Source organism: Nocardioides sp. NPDC006303 (assembly GCF_040613175.1).
GTDB lineage: Bacteria > Actinomycetota > Actinomycetes > Propionibacteriales > Nocardioidaceae > Nocardioides.
This window is the reverse complement of record NZ_JBEXRR010000066.1, coordinates 1-19,307: the sequence shown is the minus strand read 5'-3', so window position 1 is coordinate 19,307 and position 19,307 is coordinate 1. Positions and strand designations below refer to the sequence as shown.

Sequence of the window (19,307 nt, the reverse complement as noted above, 5' to 3'; positions counted from 1 at the left end):
GTTCCCCACCCCCTCCGGAGGGGGTGGGGAACTTTCAGTGCAGTGGGGGAACGCGTCGAAGCAGTCATGGGCCGTCATGGGCTACGGATGCGGCCGAGAGACGTAAGCCGTAGAAGTCCGGTCGAAGACGCCGTCAGCGGTCTCCGGAGACGGCGTGGTGGGAGCTCGGTGGTAGCCGGGGCGCGCGAGCGGGAGGGTCTCGGACATGATGCCGATCCGCTCGCGGGCCAGGCCCATGGTGATGCCGGCTCCGTCACGAAGCTTCTCGTACGTGGCAGCGGGGTAGCGGCCGACGACGTAGCCGGCTACCCCACCAAGGGCGAAGGTGAAGAGGTTGCGTTTCGTCCTCATTTCTTCTTACCTCCCTTGAACTTTCGCAGCAGCGCCTCGGTGCCCTTCTTGCGGATGACGGTGGTGGCGACGGTGATCACGATCGGGACCGCGAAGGCGGCGACAGCGGTGATCCGCTTGCCCCAGGACGACTCCTGCCACTTGGTCTTGGGTGTCGTGCCGTTCCACAGCGAGTGCTGAGCGTTCTTGGAGCGCTCGCCGGTGATCGTTGAGTACGTCATGCCAGATCTCCTTGTGTCGGGGTCGGCTTTCGTGTCCCGTACCCGTGGTGGGTGCGGGTCATGCGGCGATTCCTACTCCTTCGAGCTGCACACGGAGCTCGTCGATGATCCGGGTCAGGATCCGGGAGACCTGGGTCTGGGTGACGCCGATGGCCTCGCCGATCTCTGCCTGGCTACGGTCCTCGATGAACCGCATTCTCACTACCAGCTGGTCACGCGGGCACAGCACGCGGATCGCCTGCTCCAGCGCCAGACGGGTCTCGCAGTCGGCGAGTCCGCCGTCGATGCCGGGCAGCATGTCGCCGAGGGTCGCCTCGGCCGAGGACTGGGCCTCGCCGGGGCGCAGCGGGGCGTCCAGCGAGGAGGGGGTGAAGCAGCCTCGGGCGTCGAGCGCCTCGCGTACCTTCTGCTCCGGCACGTGGGCGATCTCGGCCAGCTCGGAGGTGGGCAGGTTGCCTCGCTCCGACCCGATCCGCAGCAGCGTGCTCTGCAGCTCCTGGATCGGGCGCGGCGGCCGCACCGTCCAGCCGTGGTCACGGAACCAGCGCTTCACCTCACCACGGATCGTGGGTACCGCGTAGGTGAGGAAGTCGTCGGCACGATCGGGGTGGAAGCTCTTCGCGGCCCGGACCAGGGCGATGTACGCCACCTGCTCCAGGTCCGCACGCGGGATGCCTCGGCCGGTGTAGCGGTGAGCGATCGAGCGGGCCACCGCGGCGTTGAGCAGAATCACCTCCTCGAGGATCCGGTCCTGCTCCTCTCCTTCTGCGGTGTGTGCCTCCGCCAACAGCTGTGAGGTCAGTCGTTGTCGCTCGGCCCGGGGTAGGTCTGTCTCGAAAGTTGTCGTCGTCATGTGTAGGTAGTGCCCGGATCGACCGCCTCCCAACGGCTTCGCCGCAAGGTTCACCCCGGCGGGTGTGCGTGGTGGACGCCGCAACCACCCCTGCGGGTGGTAAACGCGCCGACCGGGCTGTGACGGATGGCTGCGGGTACCGGGGCAGGTGTACGGACACTGGAGGGAACACGATGAACAACTGGGAAGAGCCGCTGCGCGGCGCCCGGGTCGTGGTCACCGGCGGGGCCGGGTTCATCGGCTCGTGGGTGAGCGAGCGGCTCCTGGATGCCGGGGCTCAGGTGTGGATCGTCGACAACCTGCTCACCGGCTCGGTCGACAAGATCGAGCATCTCTTCGGCCGTCCGGGGTTCGCGATCACCCTCGCCGACGCCGGCCACTCGATCCCCGACCCCGGCGGCGTCGACCTGGTCATGCATCTGGCCTGTCCGGCCTCGCCGGTGCACTACCAGCGGCGTCCTCTCGAGACGCTGCGAGCGGCGAGCGAGGGCACGGTCAACGCACTCGAGCTGGCCGCCCGCCACAACGCCCGGTTCGTGCTCACCTCCACCTGCGAGGTCTACGGGGACCCCGAGGAGCACCCGCAGCGCGAGGAGTACTGGGGCCACGTCAACCCGATCGGCGTACGCAGCGTCTACGACGAGGGCATGCGGTTCGCGGAGGCGACCACGATGGCCTATGCCCGCGAGCGCGGCGTCGATGTCGGCGTGGCGCGCCTCTTCAACACCTACGGCCCGCGGATGAGCCTGGACGACGGCCGGGTCGTGCCGACTTTCCTCGGCCAAGCCCTGAGCGGGGCCCCGCTGACAGTCGCCGGTGACGGCTCGCAGACCCGGTCGCTGTGCTGGGTCGAGGACGCCGTCGAGGGTCTGCTGCGGCTCGCTTGCGCCGATGTGGCGGGACCGGTCAACATCGGCAGCGATCATGAGGTCACCATGCTCGAGCTGGCCCGGACGGTCACCGAGCTGACCGGGTCCGAATCGCGGATCCATCATGTGTCGCTGCCGGCGGACGACCCGCACGTACGCCGCCCCGACCTCACCCGCGCCCGGGTGCTGCTGGGCTGGGAGCCGGAGATGTCGCTCGAGGAGGGACTCAAGCGCACGGCGCTGTGGATGGAGGAGACGCGCTCGAACGCCCCACTGCGGAACTTGTCCGGCCGGGCCGCATCACCGAAGGTGCTCGCGGGCACCGACAGTGAATGAGAATCTTGATCTGGCACGTGCGCGAGGCCTGGACGACGGCGTTCGTGCACGGTCGCCATGAATACCTCCTCCCGACCAGCCTCGACCGCGGGCCCGACGGGCAGGGGCGTTCTCGCACCTGCGAGTGGCCTGTGGCGGCCCGGGAGGTGGCCATCGACGCCCTTGCTGACGAGGAGGTCGACGTCGTCGTCCTGCAGCGACCGCACGAGCTCGAGCTGGCCGAGAAGTGGCTCGGCGGACGGCGTCCCGGCCGAGACCTGCCTGCCGTCTACCTGGAGCACGACACCCCGGCCGGCGGGGTCCCCGACACCCGGCACCCGATGGCGGGTGGCGATGTCCCGATCGTGCACGTGACCGGTTTCAACGACCTCGTCTGGGACTGCGACGGCACCCCGACCACCGTGATCGAGCACGGTGTCGTCGACCCGGGCCGCCGCTACACCGGCGACATCGAGCGGGCCGGAATGGTCGTCAACGATCCGGTGCATCGCGGCCGCTCGGTCGGCGCCGACCTGATCCCGGCGCTGGCCGAGGGCGTCGGCGCCGACGTCTTCGGGATGCGTGTCGAGCGCCTGCCGGCGTACCAGGGGCTGCGGACGTACGAGGACCTGTCGCAGCAGGACCTGCACGACCACCTCCCGCGGCGACGTGTCTACGTCCAGCTCCACCGCTGGACGTCGCTGGGTCTCTCCCTGATCGAGGCGATGCATCTGGGCATGCCAGTCGTCGCCCTGGCCACGACCGAGACCCCGCTCGCGGTGCCCCAGGAAGCAGGCTTCGTCACCACCCGCCGCGACGAGATCGTCCCGGCCGTCCGCCACCTGATGAAGGATCCCGACGTCGCCGAGGAGGCCGGGCTGATCGGGCGCCGGTACGCGAGAAGGCGCTACGGCCTGGAGCGGTTCCTCGACGAGTGGGACGACGTGCTGCGCACGGTCATCGCTGGGACCGCACCGTGATCGCCGACGATCTCGATGGATCTCGGAGGTTTGGACACGGCCCACGGTGGGTACCGGGAGGGCCGCACGCAAGAGAGAACTCATGAGGAGTGATCCGCATGACCACGAAGAGCGTTGAGACGGGAGTCGTCACGGGAACCCCTGACAAGGACTACAACCTGATCTGGTTCACCGAGGCCTGCCTGAACAACGCGCTGCGTCTGGACACCTACATCGAGGACGCGCGTCGCTCGAAGGACACCGACCTGGAAGACCTGTTCGTTCGCGCGCAGGCCAACTCCGTGCAGGGTGCCGAGGAGGCGAAGGCCCTGCTCCGTAGCCGCTTGGACGAAAAGGTCTGAGCATCCCCCGCAACAACTACACACCGAGGTGAGATCCACATGTCATTAATTCTCTGGCTGATCGCGGCAGTCCTGGTTATCGGCGGCATTCTGGCCCTGGTACGCGGCCAGATCCTATGGGGAGCAGTCCTCATCGTGGTCGGCCTGTTGGTCGGCCCCGGTGGGGTGAGCATCTTCACCTAGACACCATGCGGCCCGGGCCCTCGAGGGCCCGGGCCGCGTGGCGTCCGGCGTGAAGTCGGTACGAAGCAAGGAAAGGACCGAACCATGGGTAAGTGCGTCACGTGCGGCAACGACTACGACGAGAGCTTCGAGGTGAAGACGGCCTCGGGTGAACACCATGTCTTCGACTCGATCGAGTGTGCTGTGGCGGTGATCGCGCCCGTGTGCGTCAACTGCGGCACCCGCATCCTTGGGCACGGGGTGCAGAACGAGCAGCACATGTTCTGCTGCGCCCACTGTGCCCACTTGTTCGGCGTGACGGGCGTGAGCGACCGGGTCACCAGCGGCTCCTGAGCGCGTACGCCCCGTCCGATCACTCACGGCGCTCTGCGAACCGCAGGGCGCTGTGGTGCTCGTGGGCCAGGCGGCGCAGGCAGAGTAGGAACTCGCCGAGGACGACCTGCCCCAGCACCATCTGCTCCATCATCGCCTCGCGGTCCTGGGTGTCGTCGATCTGATCGAGCTCATAGGCGGCGATCGCATCGACGAGGGGAAGGTAGGTCGCCGCGCCCTCGGGGTCGGTGGGTAGACCGCTGTCGAGGATGACCTCGATGATCCCGGCGAGGTGGTCCCGCTCGGGGGCATCCGCCCTGACCTCGGTCCAACCCGCCTGGGCGACGATCCGGTCGGCGAGCTCGCGGGTGTGATCGCCTCGGGCCGCGGGGACGCTCGTCTCGACACGGAGGGCGTCGCAGGCCTTGCCGAACATGTCGTGCACCGACGCGGTGCGGTCCTGGGTCGCGTCGACCAGTGCCTTGAGCGCCCCGACGGGAACGGCGCCGACATCGCGGAGCACGCGGAGCAGGCGGAGGCGGCGTACGTGCTGGTCGTCGTAGTCGGCCAAGCGCTCGGAGAGCTTCCTGCCGGGGGAGAGGAGGCCCTCGCGTACGTAGTACTTGATGGTCGCGACGCTCACGCCGGTCGAGTCGGCAAGCTCGGAGATCCGCATCGTTCCTCCGGGAAACGGGTTGACGGCGTTGCTGGATAGGAGCACTATCTTAGACTAGATACTAACGCTATCCAGTCAGGAGGACGACCATGTCGAAGATCGCCCGGGGCTATCGAGGGGCTCCTGAGAACGTTCCGGACGGCGTCACGCCCGGACACAGCGTCGCCGAGGTGGGAACGGACGAGGTCGTCGTGTTCCTGATCGGGATGCGCATCCACCGCTGGCACAAGGTGCGCAGCTGGTTCCCGGCGTTCGTCGGGATGCCGCGGATGCTCGCCGAGCTGGCCAAGAACCCGGAGCTCGGGCTGCTCGCGGCGCGCAGCTACTGGTCGGGAAGGGTGCTGCTCACGGTGCAGTACTGGCGCAGCGTCGAGGACCTCGGCCGGTTCGCCAAGGACCCGTCCCTCACGCACGCTCCCGCCTGGGCCGCCTTCAACCGGCGGGCGGCCTCGACCGGCGACATCGGGATCTGGCACGAGACCTATCGGGTCCCCGCCGACCAGGTGGAGACGCTCTACGGCAACATGCCGGCCTTCGGGCTCGGTGCCGCTCTCGGGGTCGTCGAGCGTGCATCCGGACGGCGGAACGCGACCCACGAGCGGATGGGCTCCACCCGCCCGGAGTACGTCGAGACCTCTACAGGGCGGTGACGGTCTCGCTGGGGGAGAGTGCCCGGGTGGGCGCGCCCCGCAGCAGGACCACGGAGAGCAGGGCGGCGATCCCGGCGCAGACCGCGGCGCCGGCGAAGACGGTGTGCTCCTGGGCGATGGCGGCGCCGATGAGCAGGTCCTGGTAGTCCTCGCACATGCCGCCGCCGGTGCACACCGACGACAGCGACGGCAGGTCGGCCTGGGCGGCGTAGTAGCTGTGCAGGCCGATCGTGGTCAGCGCCGAGATGCCGACCAGCATGCCGACCATGCGGGCCACCACCGTGAACGACGTGGTCAGGCCGTGCATCGACTGCTCGGTCGTGGCCAGGATCGCCGCGTTGACCGGCGCCAGGGCGAGGCCGAAGCCGAGGCCGCCCGCGACGAGCACGACGGTCGCCGACAGCGAGCGCAGCGCGTCGGCGTCCCAGCGGGCCATGAGTACGAACGCCACCGCGGCCAGCAGCATCCCGCCACCCGCGATCACGCCCGCCGGCAGCCGTCGGGTGAGGAAGCCACCTGCGATGGCACCCACGGGAAGCGCGACCAGGAACTCGAGCAGCACCAGGGCCGCCTTCAGCTGGCTGTCGCCGTAGATCGTGGTGCGGGCGAAGAGCGGCACGTCGATCAGCGCCGCCACCAGCGCGGCGCCGACGAAGAACGAGATCAGCACCGAGCCCCACGCCGGCGTCCGGGCGAACGCGCCCCGCGGCACGATCGGGTCCTGCGCCCGGCGCAGGTGGAAGACGAAGCCGAGCAGTGCCAGCCCACCGGCGACCAGGTACCAGATGCCCTGTTCGGAGAAGACCGCCACCTCGGGGTCGGCGGTCGCGAAGGCCAGGATCACCCCGGCCAGGGCGAACGAGAGCAGGAGTGCCCCGAGGAGGTCGACCTCGGCGGCGATCCGGCCGAGCACGCGGCGTACGCCCGGCCGCAGGCCGCACTTCACCAGGAACCCGAGCGTGGCGATGATCGTGACCAGGCCCAGCGGGGTCAACCAGCGCGTCGACCCGACCGCGGGCACGTAGAGCGCGCCCCAGGTCAGGTCCTGGACCAGGGCGGTCGGCTCGATCGCCAGCAGTACGAACGCCGCGCCGGCGACCAGCAACAGCAGCAGCGCCATAAGGTCCGGTCGTGGGCGGCCTGGTGTGGCAGCGCCAGGGTCCGAGCGCCCCAGCCGCCGGATCGCCACCGCCAGGACGAGGCCGACGACGAGGTTGAGCACGAAGATCGCCCGCCAGTCCGCGACGGCGAGCACGGCCGCTCCGATGAGCGGCCCGAGCACCGAGCCGAGCTCCTGGACCGCCGAGACCAGCCCGAGCGGAACCCCACGGCGCTCAGCGGGGTAGAGCGCCGCGACGAGCGCGAGGGTTGCCGGTACGAGCGCGCCACCGCCCAGCCCCTGGAAGAACCGGCCGACCACCATCGCGGCCAGGTCCCACGACAGGGCCGTCAGGAACGAGCCGAACGCGAAGACGACCAGCCCGCCGACGAGCACCGGCAGGTGCCCGAGAAGGTCGGCGAGACGTCCGATCAGCGGCAGCACCGCCACATAGCCCAGCAGGAACCCGGAGATCAGCGGCGCGGCCCGCTGCAGCTCCTCGATCGAGAGCCCGACGCCCGCCATCATGTCCGGCAGCGCCAGCACCACGACGTAGGTGTCCGCCGCGGCGAACGCCACCGCGATCGCGGCGAGCCAGAGAACGGCTCTCACGGCTTGGCGATCTCCTTCTCGACGCCGTACTCGGTCACGTCGATCGTGTAGGAGTACGCCGCCTCGCCCTCACCGCTGAAGTTGCCCTTGATGGTGGCCTCGGTGAGCTCGTCGGAGTCGTTGATGATGTAGGTGACGTCGAAGTCGCCGGTCGCGCCGGCGAGGATCTTCTGGACCGCCGTGTCCGGGAGCGTGCCGGTGTAGGTCGAGAGGATCTCGTCGTTGTCGGCGCCGCCGCGCACCGACTTGCCGATCTTCACGTCCTCGGTCGCGGCGAGCAGCGAGGAGATGCCGGTCTCCGGCGCGATCAGCGCGGCCGGGTCGGGCACCCCGTAGTCGGCCGGGTCCAGCTCCTGGAACGCGGTGGTGAACGGCAGCTTCGCGTAGACGACGCCGTCGACCGAGACCACCTCGACCTGCGCCTCCGTGCCCATCACCGGCACGGTCAGGGTGCCCTCGAAGGCGGGCTCGCGGGTCAGCGTCCCGGTCGCCGCCTTCAGCGTGGTGATGCCCTCGGGCAGGTCGTCGGAGGCGATCGAGAAGTTGATCCCGCTCGTCTCGTCGAGGTTCTTCTGCGCCGCCGCGAGCACCTGCTTCGGCGTACGTCCCTTGGCCGGGTCCTCGTCGCCGCACGAGGTCATCACGAGAAGTGCGGCCAGAAGGGCGACGAGAGCGAAGGCGAGGCGTGGCAGGCTCATGGGCATGCGGCTCAGAATGCCACGTCTCGCAACCCCCACGGTGTCCAGGTGGCCTCAGCGGTGATCAGATGGTCGTTCCTCGATCCGCGCGCTCTGACCGGAGGCGGGTGAGGCGCTGACCGGATGCGGAGTCTCGATGCACCGCCGGATGGTGGTGACGATGCTGCCGGCGGTGAAGAGCTCGTCGTACGAGGGTTCGCCCACGCGCACGTCGTGGATCTGGTCGACGAGTGCGGCCAGCGCGTCCTGGGCGTCCGCCTTGGCTCCTGGGTCCGCGGTGCGCCCGTCTCCCGATTGCACCAGATCCGCGAGAGCGAGCAGCGCCTGTGCCGTATGAGGACGCAGCTCTGGGCCCAGCCCGACGTGATCGTTTCCCGCCCGTTCCTCCTCTTCCAGCACCTGGGTGAGCTCCTCGATGAGGAAGCACACCCGCTCGAGGGCTGCTGCCTGCTCGAGCTCTCTCTCCAGGCGGTATCGGTGGTGCTCCCGACGCCTGTTGACGCGGGATGCATCCAGGACAAGCTGTCTGGCGGCGCGCATTCTCTGCACGGCGGGATCCAGCTGCGCCACGTAGTCACGCCATTGGGTCTCCGTCGGTGGCCCGTCTCCTTGCAGGGCATGTGCCAACCGCCGGAGCTGGACGAGCACCTCTGTACGGACGTCGCGTATCGCCCTCTCTGTGGGCCCGAGAGGCAGCTGTGGGAAGAGCACCGTCATCGCGACTCCGATCGCGGCCCCGATCAGGGTGAGGCCGCCGAAGGCGCTCACGAACGCCACGGGATCGTCGGTGCCGATGATCAGCACGAACAGGCCCGCGGTCGGGACCCAGTGCCCCATGTCGTCGAGCCAGCTCCAGCTCCCTGCGATCGTTCCCAGCCCGATCACCAGAGCCACGGTCACCGGGCTGGGCGTCGAGACCGCCCCGATAGCCAGGGCGATCATCGAGCCCAGCCAGATGCTGACGATGCTCTGGACGGTCTTGCGCACCGAGCCCATCACGGTCGTGGACATCGCGACCACGGCGCCCAGGGGCGCGTAGTACGGGAACTCGCCCGCCGGCCCGGGGAAGACCGCACCGACCCAGAAGGCGATGGCCCCCGCGCCTGCGGTCGTCAGGGCCGGCGCCCACGGGAGCCGACGGACTCGCGCGCGGAAGCGAGCCGATCGCGCCGCTGCAGGTGCCGAGGCCTGTGCCCCACCGTGCGTGGCCACGGTCGAACTGGGCATCACCTGACGATGCGGCGCCCAGCGCGGATGGTCCGCCCGACGACCGTGACGACGACAGATGTGACGGCAGTTGTCATGAAACCGGTTCCTTCCTTTGCAGCGGAGTGACCCGGTACCCGGAGGATGCCGGGTCATGACCTCCTCAGCTGTTCCAGCGCGCGCGGCCGACAGGGATCACCATCAGGTCCTCGCCGACGACGAGCTCTCCCGAGAAGCCCCGCTGGGCCTTGCACCAGCGCGCGGGCGGGTTGTTGCCGGGGACCAGATGGGAGAGGGCGAGGGTGCCGACACCGGCCGGTTCGGCGACGTCGCGGCCGACCTGCTCGATGGTGGTGTGCGACTCGAGCAGGTGCTTGCGGAGCGCCTCGGCGGTCTCGGGAGGAAGGGCGGCGGTGAGCCGCTCGACGAACTCGGGGTCGATCACCTCGTGGACCAGGACGTCCGCGCCACGCGCCAGATCGATGAGATTCTGGCTCACACAGGTGTCGCCGGAGACCACGACCGACCCGTCCGGGGTGTCGAAGCGATAGCCGTACGCCGGCGCGGTGGGGTGGTGATCGACGAGCGTCGCCGTCACGGTGACCTCGCCGTCCTTCCATACCTGGATCGGCGCCTCGAGCCGCGGCGGGACCCCTTCCGGATCGATCGTCCACAGCGCCGAGTGGTCGATGTCGTGGACCTCGAAGAGCGTGTCCGGGTCGGGGAAGTTGCTGTCCCGCAGCCGGTCGTTGAAGTCCTGGGCGAACGCGTTGCGCAGATGACCGGTCATCGAGGAGATGCCGGGCATCGGCTCGTCCGGGTTGACCAGGGCGGGTGCCGGCCGGGTGGGCGGGAAGACCCTGCTGAGGGTGTCCCGGGGTGCCGGACCGAACACCTGGACCGGTCCGCCGGAGCGCCCGACGATGTTCATCGACCCGATCGCGTACGTCGTGGGCCAGTCGACCGTGTGGTCGCTGTGCAGGTGGGTGAAGAAGATGCCGCGCATCCAGGAGAGCGCGGAACCCAGGCCGGTGTCCGGGGCGAGGCCGCTCTGCTGCAGCCGGCCGAAGGCGCCCACCCCGAGGTCGACGACGTACACCTTGTCCTCGAAGGCGATCGCGGTCGACACCCCGTGCCGGCCGCCGTCGAGCACGGCCGGGCCGCCTGAGGTGCCGAGCAGCACGACACGGGTCCGTGCCTTCGAGCGGCGCCCGGTCCGGGCTGCGGGCGCGGCGGCCGCCGCCGGCGTACCCAGGGCTGTCGCGGTCGCCGCGCCAACGGCTCCGAGGCCGACCATCGACAGCAGCCGGCGCCGGTCGGTCGAGGGGATCGAGGCGACGGCCTCGTTGAGGACATGACACATGTGGATCGGCTCCTGATCAGGCGGTGACGGCCACGTCGCGGGTGAGGACGCGGCGGGTGAGGACGGCGAGGAGAAGCGCGACGGCGCCGACGAGGACGACGGCGGCACCGAGGCCGCCGAGAGCACCGGTGAAGGCGACGATCAGGAGCGGGCAGACGAACTCGCCGAGGAAGAGGGCGGCGGTCCACACGCCGGTGCCGCGGCCGCGCTGCTCGAAGGTGAGGCCGGACACAGCCCAGACGAGCAGGGTGGGCAGCATCAGGCCGGTGCCGGCCGACGCGATGACCGCGCCGAGCACGATGACCGGCACCACCGAGGTGGCACCGAGTACGACCAGGCCGACCCCGGCCAGCCCGAAGGCGATCGGAAGCAGCGTGGCGGTGCCGCGGCCGGAGATCCGGCCGAAGGCGTACGCACCACCGGCCGTGGCGAGGGAGGCGAGCGCCGCGAACGCGCCGATGGCGGGGACGGCGGTGATCCCGGCCGCGTCGAGCACGTAGGGGAGCTCCACGATCGGGGTGTAGAAGACGATGCCGCCGACGACCGTGACAGCGCACGGCAGCGCGAGGGCGCGGGTGGGCAGCGGCGGGAGCTGGGCGTGCTCCTCGGTGGAAGCGGACTCGCTGGCGGGCGGCCAGATGAGCGCCGCGGCGAGGACGAGGAAGACCAGGCTGGAGGCGTAGAGCCAGAACGGGTTGCGCCAGTCCTGGGCACCCAGCGCCCCGCCGAGCGCGAAGAACACCGTGGCCGACAGCGACGCGAACACGGTCTGCATGCCCAGCCAGCGGTCGCGCTCGGTGCCGCTGAAGTAGTCCGAGATCAGCGTCGTGCAGCAGGTCATGATCGCCGCCTCGGCGACGCCGACCCCCGCGCGGCTGAGGACGATCGCGCCCAGCCCGTCCAGCCACAGCGGCGCGGTGCCGAAGACGGCGTAGACCGCCAGGCCGGTCAGCAGCAGCCGCTTGCGCCCGAACCTGTCCACGATGCGGCCCGCGAACGGCGCCAGCAGCGCGATCATCAGCGCCGGGACGGTGAGGGAGAGCGGGACCAGCGCGGTCGCGGCGCCGCTGTCGCCGAAGTGGTCCTGCATCCGGGGCAGGACGGGAGCGAGCAGCACCGCGCCGAGAATCGGCAGGCAGCTCATGAACATCAGCAGGAAGCCCTGCGTGCGTCCGGCTTGCCGGACGGGCGTGAGGGTGTCGGGCATGGGGTCTCCATGGATCAGGCCGAGATGGTGTGACAGCAGTCACAGCATCGTGAGAGATCCAGGAGGTATTGCGGAAGCCAAACCTGCTTCTGCCGGGTATCAGCCCCGTCGATAGCCCGACGTCAGTCCGACTCCTCCAGTCCCGCGGCGGCACGCGTCATCATCCGGCGCAGCCAGCCGTGCGCCGGGTCCGCGCGATGGGCGGGGTGCCACCAGAACGCCTCCTTCAGCGGGACCACGTCCCAGGGGCAGTCGAGGGTGCGTACGCCGGCGGCTCCCGCCAGCCGGGTCGCCAGCTGGCGCTGCAGGAGGGCGACGCGCGGGGTCCCGGCGACCAGGAACGGCACCGGGAGGAAGCTCTCGGTCACCACATGGACGTCGGGCTCGACCCCGATCATGCTGAGCTGGCGTACGGCTGGGGTGAAGGCGGTAGGGGCGTGGTGGGTGACGACCCAGGGCATCTCGGCGAGCTGCTCCATGGTGATCGTCTCGCCGACGGCGTCGTTGTCGGCGGACACGACCAGCACCCAGCCGTCGGTGTGGAGCTCGACCGCGGGCAGGTCCTGGAGGAAGCCGTGGGGGAGGACCATCCCGTCCACGTGCCGCAGCGACTCCGGTGCCTGGTCGACGTCGCCGTGGGTCTGCAGCTGGAACCGGAGGCGTACGCCGGGGGCCTCCCGGGCCAGCTCGGTGGCGAGGTGGTCGCCGAGCACGGTCGTCGAGTAGTCGGAGGCGACCACCGTGAACTCCCGGGTCGAGGTCGCCGGGTCGAAGCCCGGCTCGGCCTCGAAGACCCGGCGTACGCCGGCGAGGGCTGTCGTGGTGGTCCCGCGCAGCTGGGTGGCCAGGGGCGTGAGGTCGTAGCGGTTGCCGGTGCGGACGAGGAGCTCGTCGCCGAAGTGGCGCCGAAGGCGCCGCAGCGCGGCCGAGACCGCCGGCTGGCTCAGCCCGAGCCGCGCTGCCGCGCGGGTCACGTTGCGCTCCTCGAGCAGCGCGTCCAACGAGAGGAGGAGGTTGAGATCGAGGTTGCGGAGCGGATCGGTCGCCATGGTCTGACTATAAACGTGGTGTATATGCGGGATAGGAAATCTGCTCTTCCCGAATAGTTGCGCGCGGTTCAGAGTGGTGCTCGTCACTCCACCATCTCGCACATCCAGGGAGCTCTCATGCCCGCCATCAGCTCGGTTCTCGTCATCGGTGCCGGAACCGCCGGAACGGCGACCGCGATCCTGCTCGCCGAGCGCGGCGTCTCCGTCGACCTCGTCGACGCCAAGCCGGACCTCTCGGCCCTCGGCTCCGGGATCACCCTGCAGGGCAACGCGCTGCGGGTGCTGCGCGACCTCGGGGTGTGGGAGCAGGTGTGCGCCGAGGGCTACGGCTACGACACCCTCGGGCTGCGTGCGCCCGACCCGGCCGGCACGCTGCTGGTCGAGCTCGAGGACCACCGCACCGGAGGTCCGGACCTGCCGGCGACGATGGGGATGTACCGGCCCGCCCTGGCCCGGATCCTCCTCAACCGCGCCGTCGCGGCCGGCGCCAAGGTGCGCTTCGGGATCGCCCCGTCCGGCATCGAGCAGGACGAGACGGGCGTCGACGTCACCTTCGCGGACGGTTCGCACGGGCGCTACGACCTCGTCGTCGGCGCCGACGGGGTGCGGTCGTGGACGCGTCGGGCGATCGGCATCGACGTGGAGCCCGAGCCGGTGGGCATGGGTATCTGGCGAGCGTTCACGCGGCGACCGGCCGAGGTCACCCGCACCGACCTCGTCTACGGCGGACCGTCCTACATCGCGGGCTACTGTCCGACCTCGGAAGAGAGCCTCTACGCCTACGTCGTCGAGCCCGCCCAGGACCGGAGCGGCCTGTCGGCCGAGGAGGGACTGGCCGTCATGCGCGAGCTCGCGGCGGCCTATCACGGGCCCTGGGACGAGATCCGCGGATCGCTGACCGATCCGACGAGGGTCAACCACACCCACTTCGAGAGCCACGTCGTCGACGGCCCCTGGAACCGGGGGCGGGTCGTGATCATCGGCGACGCCGCCCACAGCTGCCCGCCGACTCTCGCCCAGGGCGCCGCCCAGGCGCTCGAGGACGCTGCCGTGCTCGCCGAGCTGCTCACCGCTGCCGACGATCTGGCCGCCGTCTGGCCCGCGTTCACCGATCGCCGGCTGCCCCGTGCGCGGGCGGTCGTCGAGGCCTCGCTCCAGCTCTGCACCTGGCTGAAGGCGCGCGAGCGCGGTGACGTACCCGGGCTGATGGCCCGCGTCGCCGCCCTAGTCACCCAGCCCGCCTGACCACCCCCCCATCTCACGAGGAGAACACCGTGACCGACCCAACGACCGAGAGCATCATCGAGACCCCGCCCGCCGAGCGGCTGATCACTCACCTGCGCCACGTCGACCTGGCCGTTCCGGACTACGAGCGACAGCTGGAGTTCTACACGAGCACCTGGAAGCTCAAGGCCGAGACGACCGACAGCGGGCTCGCGTTCCTGGCCGCGGAGGGCTCCCCGGAGCACTACTCCGTCCGCCTGCGCCGCGCCGACGACAAGCGCCTGGACCTGATCGCGTTCGGCGCGGCCAGCCCGGCCGACGTGGACGCGATGGCCGAGCGCCTCGGCCGGGCCGGAGTGAAGCTTGTCAGCGAGCCGGGCCCGGTGCTGACGCCGGGCGGCGGCTACGGCTTTCGCTTCTTCGACAACGACGGACGTACGGTCGAGGTCTCCTGCGACGTCGCCGTGCGGCAGCACCGCAAGATCGAGGAGGGCGAGGCGGTCCCGGTCAAGCTCTCCCACGTCGTCATCAACTCGCCCAACCCCGAGCAGACCGTGGCGTTCTACCAGCGCCACCTCGGCTTCGCGCTCTCCGACACCCTGATGCACCCGCGGCTGGGCTCGATGATGTGGTTCCTGCGTACGAACCGGTTCCACCACAGCCTCGCGATCGCCCGCGGGCCGCACGTCGCGCTGCACCACGCCTCCTTCGAGATGCGCGGGCTGGACGAGTACATGCGCGGCACCGGGCGGCTGCTGCGGGCCGGCGTCGAGAAGATCTGGGGGCCGGGCCGGCACCTGGCCGGCAACAACACCTTCAGCTACTTCCTGGACCCGCACGGCAACACGGTCGAGTACACCACCGAGCTCGAGGAGCTCGTCGAGGACAACTGGCACCCGCATCTGTACGACTTCAGCGACCCGGAGGTCTCCGACCAGTGGGGCACCGCCAATCCGATGGACGAGCTGGTCGCCGGCAAGTCCTTCAACGACCCCGACAAGGGCGTCTTCGTCGCCCCGCCGGTCTGAGCTGCGTTCGAATGAGGAGAGCCCGATGAAGCTGGCAACCTTCCGCGATCCTGCCCTCGACGTGCCGCGCGTCGGCCTGGTCACCGAGGACGGACTGCACCCGTTCGCCGTCCGGCACTCGATGCGTACGCTCATCGCCGGCGGCCGCGATGTGCTCGACCGTGCCGCCGACGATGCCCGGGCAGAGGCGGCGATCGACCTCGCCGAGGTCGAGCTGCTGGCGCCGCTGGAGCCGGCCTCGGTGCGCGACTTCGTCGCCTTCGAGGAGCACGTCGAGGGCGTACGCCGCTCGGTCGACGGCGTCAGCGGCGTCCCCGACGCCTGGTACGACGCGCCTGCCTTCTACTTCACCAACCCGCACGCGATCCTCGGACCGGGCGCGGAGGTGCCGTTCCCGGCGGCCTGCGCGGCGCGCGACTTCGAGCTGGAGGTCGCCGCCGTCGTCGGAGCCGAGGGCCGGTCGGTCCCGCCGGAGGAGGCCGGGGCGTACGTCTTCGGCTACACGATCTTCAACGACTGGTCGGCTCGCGACCTGCAGGGCCGCGAGATGCAGGTCGGACTCGGGCCGGCCAAGGGCAAGGACTTCGCCACCACGCTCGGGCCGTGGATCGTGACGGCAGACGAGCTGGAGCCGTACCGGGACGAGGACGGCTTCCTCGACCTGCTGTGCACGGTGTCCGTCAACGGCGTCGAGATCGGCCGCGACCGCCTCTCGAACGTCGGCTGGACCTTCGAGACGATGATCGCGTACGCCTCCCGCGACTCCCGCGTGGTCGCCGGCGACGTCCTCGGCTCGGGCACCGTCGGCAACGGCGGGTGCCTGGCCGAGCTGTGGGGCCGTCATGGCTCGCAGGAGCCGAAACCGCTGCAGCCCGGTGACGTGGTCACGCTCGAGGTCGAGGGGATAGGCGCCCTCACCAACACCGTCGGCGTCGCGCCGCCCGCCCCCGAGCTGCCGCCGGTGCGCCGCCGCGACAGTGCCGCACGGGCGGCAGCTCGTGAGGCGCCCCGATGAGCTCGCTGGCCGGACGTACGGTCGTGGTCACCGGAGCCGCCTCGGGAATCGGAGCGGCGGTCGTCGCCGCCGTGACCGCGGAAGGCGGGACGGCGGTGGGTGTCGACCGGGAATCGGCGCCGGGCGTTCGGACCCTCGACGTCCGCGACGAGGACACCTGGGCCGACCTCGCGGGCGAGCTCGCCGGGCCGGTCCATGGGCTGGTGAGCTGCGCCGGCGTCACCCGCCGCGCCCGGGTCGGGGCTGCGAGCGTCGCCGACATGCGGGACGCCTATGACGTCAACGTGCTCGGGCCGCTGCTCGGGATCCAGGCGCTGGCGCCGCTGATGCCGGCCGGCGGGTCGATCGTCACCATCGGGTCGCTCGCCGCGCTGCAGGGGCACTACCCGGTGGCCTACACCACCAGCAAGTGGGCCGTTCGCGGGCTCACGCACACCGCGGCGCTCGAGCTGGGGGAGCGCGGGATCCGGGTCAACGCCGTACACCCGGGCTTCATCGAGACCGCCATGACCGCCTCCGCGCCGGGTGCGTTCCGAGACGCCTCGGTCGCCGGCACTCCGCTCGGCCGCGTCGGCACGCCCGAGGAGGTCGCGTCGGTCGTGGTCTTCCTGCTCGGCGACGGCGCGGCGTACGTCACCGGTGCCGAGATCCCCGTCGACGGCGGGGTCGCCTCGCACGCCGGCGCGAAGGCCGTCTCCGACGCACTGCGCTGAGATTCATCGACAAGAAGAGGACAAGAGATGTTCGAGTACTTTCCCGGCAACTACGTCTGGAACCTGGGTGTGGTCGCCACGCTCAACTCCGGCGGCCTGATCGACGAGGTCGACCGCGCCTGCCGGCCGCTGAAGGAATTGGCCGCGCAGGGCTCCGACGTGGGCACCGCCGAGTTCATGGCCGCCTGGCGCGGTGTCGCCGACCAGCTCGAGGAGCAGTCGGCCGAGGCCGAGAAGGCCGGCCATCGGCGTACGGCTGGGCAGAAGCTCTTCCGCGCGTCCGTCTACGTCTCCCAGGCCGAGCGGATGCAGAGTGCGAAGGACCCGGGCCGCAGCGCCGAGTACCAGCGGAGCGTCGACCTGCTGGTCCGCTCCTTCGAGCTGCTCGACCAGCCGACGGTGAAGGTCGCCATCCCGTACGTCGAGAACGGCCGCGAGACCACCCTGCCCGCCTACTTCCACCCGGCTGGTCGGGACGGCGAGGCGACGCCGGTCATGATCGTGTGGAACGGCCTGGACTCGACCAAGGAGATGATGGTCGGCGCCGGTGTCCACACCGAGCTCGCCGCCCGCGGCATCTCGACGCTGATGGTCGACTGCGGTGGCGCCGGTGAGGCGTTGCGTCTGGACGGCCTCACCGCGCGCGTCGACACCGAGGCCTGGGCCGCGGCCTGCGTCGACTGGCTCGAGACGCGCTCGGACGTCCGTGCGGACCGGATCGGGCTCGTGGGCTGGTCGCTGGGCGGCTACTACGCGCCTCGCGCCGCGGCGTACGAGAAGCGGCTGGCGCTGTGCGTCGCCTGGGGCGCCAACCACGACTGGGGCGCGGTGCAGAAGCGACGACTGCAGCGTGAGGGCGAGAACCCGGTGCCGCACTACTGGGACCACGTGCTGTGGGTGTGGGGGCAGCCCGACATCGACACGTTCATCGACTTCGCCGAGGACGTGAACCTCGACGGCGTCGTCGAGGAGATCACCGTGCCGTTCCTCATCGCCCACGGTGAGAACGACCGCCAGATCCCGCTCTCCTACGCGCATCGCTCCTACGACCAGGCGGTCAACAGCCCCAAGCGCGAGCTGCGGATCTTCACGCCGGAGGAGGGTGCCACCGAGCACATCGGTCTGGACCACTTCCCGCACGTCATCGGCTTCATCGCCGACTGGGTCGCCGACACGTTCGCCGAGCTGGACGCGTCGTGACCTCCCTGGATCGGAGCGATCCCGAAGGCGAGATCGCGAAGACGGTCGCCCGCGTCTCCAACTGGGGGCGCTGGGGCGAGGACGACGTCCGCGGGACGATGAACTTCCTCACCGACGCCAAGCGGGTCTCGGCCGCGGGGCTGGTGCAGACCGGCCGCTCCTACTCGCTCTCGCTGCCCTTCGACATGGACGGGCCGCAGAACGGCTGGCGGCGGCGTACGAATCCGGTGCACACCATGCTCGACACCGGCACCGACGCGGTCGCCGGCATCCAGGGGTTCCCGCACGGGATCGGCGGCGCGGACGACGTCATCGCGATGCCGCTGCAGTGCTCGACCCAGTGGGACGGGCTCGGCCACATCTTCGACCACGGACGGGCCTGGAACGGCCGCCCGGCGGAGTCGGTGGTGACCTCGCTGGGCGACGGTGTCACCGGGATCGAGACGGTCGCCGACGTGGTCTGCGGTCGCGGGGTGCTGCTCGACGTCGGCCGCGCGGTCGGCACCGACGGCGAGCTCCCCGACGGCTTCGCCATCACCGAGGAGCACCTGGAGCAGACGATCGCCGCCCAGGGCGCCAGCGCGGCCGTGGGCCGCGGCGACATCGTCGTCGTACGCACCGGGCAGCTCTCCCGCGCCCGCCGGGGTGTCGCCGCCGGTGAGGGCTGGGGTGGCTACGCCGGGGGAGCGGCCCCCGGCCTCTCCTTCACCACCGCGGACTGGCTGCACCGCACCGAGATCGCCGCGATCGCCACCGACACGTGGGGCTTCGAGGTGCGGCCCAACGAGTTCGACGACGCCTTCCAGCCCCTGCACCAGGTCGCCATCCCTCACCTCGGCCTCTTCCTGGGTGAGATGTGGGACCTGGACGGTCTCGCCTCCGCCTGCGCGGAGGACGGGCGCTACGACTTCCTGCTGACCGCGGCGCCGCTGCGCGTCACCGGTGCCGTCGGCGCCCCGGTGAACCCCATCGCGCTGCGCTGAGGGTGGAACCCGCTGGTCGAGGGCCACTTCGTTCAGACCCTCGCGCCAGCGAGCGTGTCGAGACCAACACAGTCCCATCGAGCGCGGACGCGACTGTGTTGGCTCTCAGGCTCGTCGGCGCCGTACATCCACTCGAATCCGGACACGCCGGAGCCTGAA

General features: G+C 70.4%; 22 protein-coding genes. 12 read left to right on the top strand and 10 right to left on the bottom strand.

The features are described 5' to 3' along the window. Positions 1–81: 81 nt before the first annotated feature. Genes ABZY89_RS28575 through ABZY89_RS28565 form a run of 3 tightly spaced genes read right to left on the bottom strand, consistent with a single transcriptional unit; the run spans position 82 to position 1,425 of the window. A complete protein-coding gene (locus ABZY89_RS28575; RefSeq protein ID WP_355232564.1) occupies positions 82–351 on the bottom strand; it encodes a hypothetical protein in 270 nt (89 codons plus the stop codon). After that, on the bottom strand, positions 348–572 hold the full coding sequence (locus tag ABZY89_RS28570; protein WP_355232563.1) for a hypothetical protein: 225 nt from the start codon (positions 570–572) through the stop codon (positions 348–350). The genes ABZY89_RS28575 and ABZY89_RS28570 overlap by 4 nt, the downstream gene beginning before the upstream one ends. A 58-nt stretch (positions 573–630) precedes the next feature. Next, positions 631–1,425, bottom strand: coding sequence for a sigma-70 family RNA polymerase sigma factor (locus ABZY89_RS28565; protein WP_355232562.1), 795 nt, complete (start codon positions 1,423–1,425; stop codon positions 631–633). Between the two features lie 173 nt (positions 1,426–1,598). On the opposite strand from ABZY89_RS28565, the gene ABZY89_RS28560 reads away from it, so the two are divergent. From ABZY89_RS28560 to ABZY89_RS28540, 5 genes are all read left to right on the top strand, one after another. Then, complete coding sequence (locus ABZY89_RS28560) at positions 1,599–2,630, top strand: NAD-dependent epimerase/dehydratase family protein (protein ID WP_355232561.1); 1,032 nt, start codon at positions 1,599–1,601, stop codon at positions 2,628–2,630. Then, the gene (locus ABZY89_RS28555) at positions 2,627–3,589 is read left to right on the top strand and encodes a glycosyltransferase (protein ID WP_355232560.1); all 963 of its coding nucleotides are present in this window, start codon (positions 2,627–2,629) and stop codon (positions 3,587–3,589) included. The genes ABZY89_RS28560 and ABZY89_RS28555 overlap by 4 nt, the downstream gene beginning before the upstream one ends. A 98-nt stretch (positions 3,590–3,687) precedes the next feature. Next, positions 3,688–3,930 carry a hypothetical protein gene (locus tag ABZY89_RS28550; RefSeq protein WP_355232559.1) on the top strand — a complete coding sequence of 81 codons (243 nt, stop codon included), beginning with the start codon at positions 3,688–3,690 and terminating at the stop codon, positions 3,928–3,930. 39 nt (positions 3,931–3,969) lie between these two features. Further along, positions 3,970–4,113 carry a GPGG-motif small membrane protein gene (locus ABZY89_RS28545; RefSeq protein ID WP_355232558.1) on the top strand — a complete coding sequence of 48 codons (144 nt, stop codon included), beginning with the start codon at positions 3,970–3,972 and terminating at the stop codon, positions 4,111–4,113. 84 nt (positions 4,114–4,197) lie between these two features. Then, positions 4,198–4,446 carry a hypothetical protein gene (locus ABZY89_RS28540; RefSeq protein ID WP_355232557.1) on the top strand — a complete coding sequence of 83 codons (249 nt, stop codon included), beginning with the start codon at positions 4,198–4,200 and terminating at the stop codon, positions 4,444–4,446. A gap of 19 nt (positions 4,447–4,465) precedes the next feature. Here the strand turns inward: ABZY89_RS28540 and ABZY89_RS28535 are convergent, their stop codons facing one another. After that, positions 4,466–5,146 carry a MerR family transcriptional regulator gene (locus ABZY89_RS28535; protein WP_355232556.1) on the bottom strand — a complete coding sequence of 227 codons (681 nt, stop codon included), beginning with the start codon at positions 5,144–5,146 and terminating at the stop codon, positions 4,466–4,468. 44 nt (positions 5,147–5,190) lie between these two features. Here ABZY89_RS28535 and ABZY89_RS28530 point away from each other — a divergent pair, with 44 nt between their 5' ends. Next, entirely contained in the window at positions 5,191–5,751 is a 561-nt protein-coding gene (locus ABZY89_RS28530) for a DUF4188 domain-containing protein (protein WP_355232555.1), read from the top strand. On the opposite strand, the gene ABZY89_RS28525 is transcribed toward ABZY89_RS28530, so the two are convergent. From ABZY89_RS28525 to ABZY89_RS28500, 6 genes are all read right to left on the bottom strand, one after another. Continuing rightward, positions 5,738–7,462 (bottom strand): MFS transporter, encoded by a 1,725-nt coding sequence (locus tag ABZY89_RS28525; RefSeq protein WP_355232554.1) that lies wholly within the window; start codon positions 7,460–7,462, stop codon positions 5,738–5,740. The two genes, ABZY89_RS28530 and ABZY89_RS28525, sit on opposite strands and share 14 nt — an antisense overlap. Next, positions 7,459–8,166, bottom strand: coding sequence for an LppX_LprAFG lipoprotein (locus tag ABZY89_RS28520; RefSeq protein WP_355232553.1), 708 nt, complete (start codon positions 8,164–8,166; stop codon positions 7,459–7,461). The genes ABZY89_RS28525 and ABZY89_RS28520 overlap by 4 nt, the downstream gene beginning before the upstream one ends. A gap of 48 nt (positions 8,167–8,214) precedes the next feature. After that, positions 8,215–9,387: a hypothetical protein gene (locus ABZY89_RS28515; RefSeq protein WP_355232552.1), complete on the bottom strand. Its 1,173-nt coding sequence runs from the start codon at positions 9,385–9,387 to the stop codon at positions 8,215–8,217. Between the two features lie 142 nt (positions 9,388–9,529). After that, the gene (locus ABZY89_RS28510; RefSeq protein ID WP_355232551.1) at positions 9,530–10,729 is read right to left on the bottom strand and encodes an MBL fold metallo-hydrolase; all 1,200 of its coding nucleotides are present in this window, start codon (positions 10,727–10,729) and stop codon (positions 9,530–9,532) included. Between the two features lie 16 nt (positions 10,730–10,745). Further along, positions 10,746–11,936 (bottom strand): MFS transporter, encoded by a 1,191-nt coding sequence (locus tag ABZY89_RS28505; RefSeq protein WP_355232550.1) that lies wholly within the window; start codon positions 11,934–11,936, stop codon positions 10,746–10,748. Positions 11,937–12,058: 122 nt separating this feature from the next. Continuing rightward, on the bottom strand, positions 12,059–12,985 hold the full coding sequence (locus ABZY89_RS28500) for a LysR family transcriptional regulator (protein WP_355232549.1): 927 nt from the start codon (positions 12,983–12,985) through the stop codon (positions 12,059–12,061). Between the two features lie 117 nt (positions 12,986–13,102). Here ABZY89_RS28500 and ABZY89_RS28495 point away from each other — a divergent pair, with 117 nt between their 5' ends. Genes ABZY89_RS28495 through ABZY89_RS28470 form a run of 6 tightly spaced genes read left to right on the top strand, consistent with a single transcriptional unit; the run spans position 13,103 to position 19,148 of the window. Beyond that, positions 13,103–14,230 carry an FAD-dependent monooxygenase gene (locus ABZY89_RS28495; protein ID WP_355232548.1) on the top strand — a complete coding sequence of 376 codons (1,128 nt, stop codon included), beginning with the start codon at positions 13,103–13,105 and terminating at the stop codon, positions 14,228–14,230. A gap of 29 nt (positions 14,231–14,259) precedes the next feature. Beyond that, positions 14,260–15,237 carry a VOC family protein gene (locus ABZY89_RS28490; protein ID WP_355232547.1) on the top strand — a complete coding sequence of 326 codons (978 nt, stop codon included), beginning with the start codon at positions 14,260–14,262 and terminating at the stop codon, positions 15,235–15,237. A gap of 25 nt (positions 15,238–15,262) precedes the next feature. Beyond that, the gene (locus ABZY89_RS28485; RefSeq protein WP_355232546.1) at positions 15,263–16,252 is read left to right on the top strand and encodes a fumarylacetoacetate hydrolase family protein; all 990 of its coding nucleotides are present in this window, start codon (positions 15,263–15,265) and stop codon (positions 16,250–16,252) included. After that, positions 16,249–16,965, top strand: coding sequence for an SDR family NAD(P)-dependent oxidoreductase (locus ABZY89_RS28480; RefSeq protein ID WP_355232545.1), 717 nt, complete (start codon positions 16,249–16,251; stop codon positions 16,963–16,965). The genes ABZY89_RS28485 and ABZY89_RS28480 overlap by 4 nt, the downstream gene beginning before the upstream one ends. A 27-nt stretch (positions 16,966–16,992) precedes the next feature. After that, complete coding sequence (locus tag ABZY89_RS28475) at positions 16,993–18,165, top strand: prolyl oligopeptidase family serine peptidase (protein ID WP_355232544.1); 1,173 nt, start codon at positions 16,993–16,995, stop codon at positions 18,163–18,165. Continuing rightward, the gene (locus ABZY89_RS28470; RefSeq protein ID WP_355232543.1) at positions 18,162–19,148 is read left to right on the top strand and encodes a cyclase family protein; all 987 of its coding nucleotides are present in this window, start codon (positions 18,162–18,164) and stop codon (positions 19,146–19,148) included. Before ABZY89_RS28475 ends, ABZY89_RS28470 begins: the two co-directional genes overlap by 4 nt. Positions 19,149–19,307 lie beyond the last annotated feature (159 nt).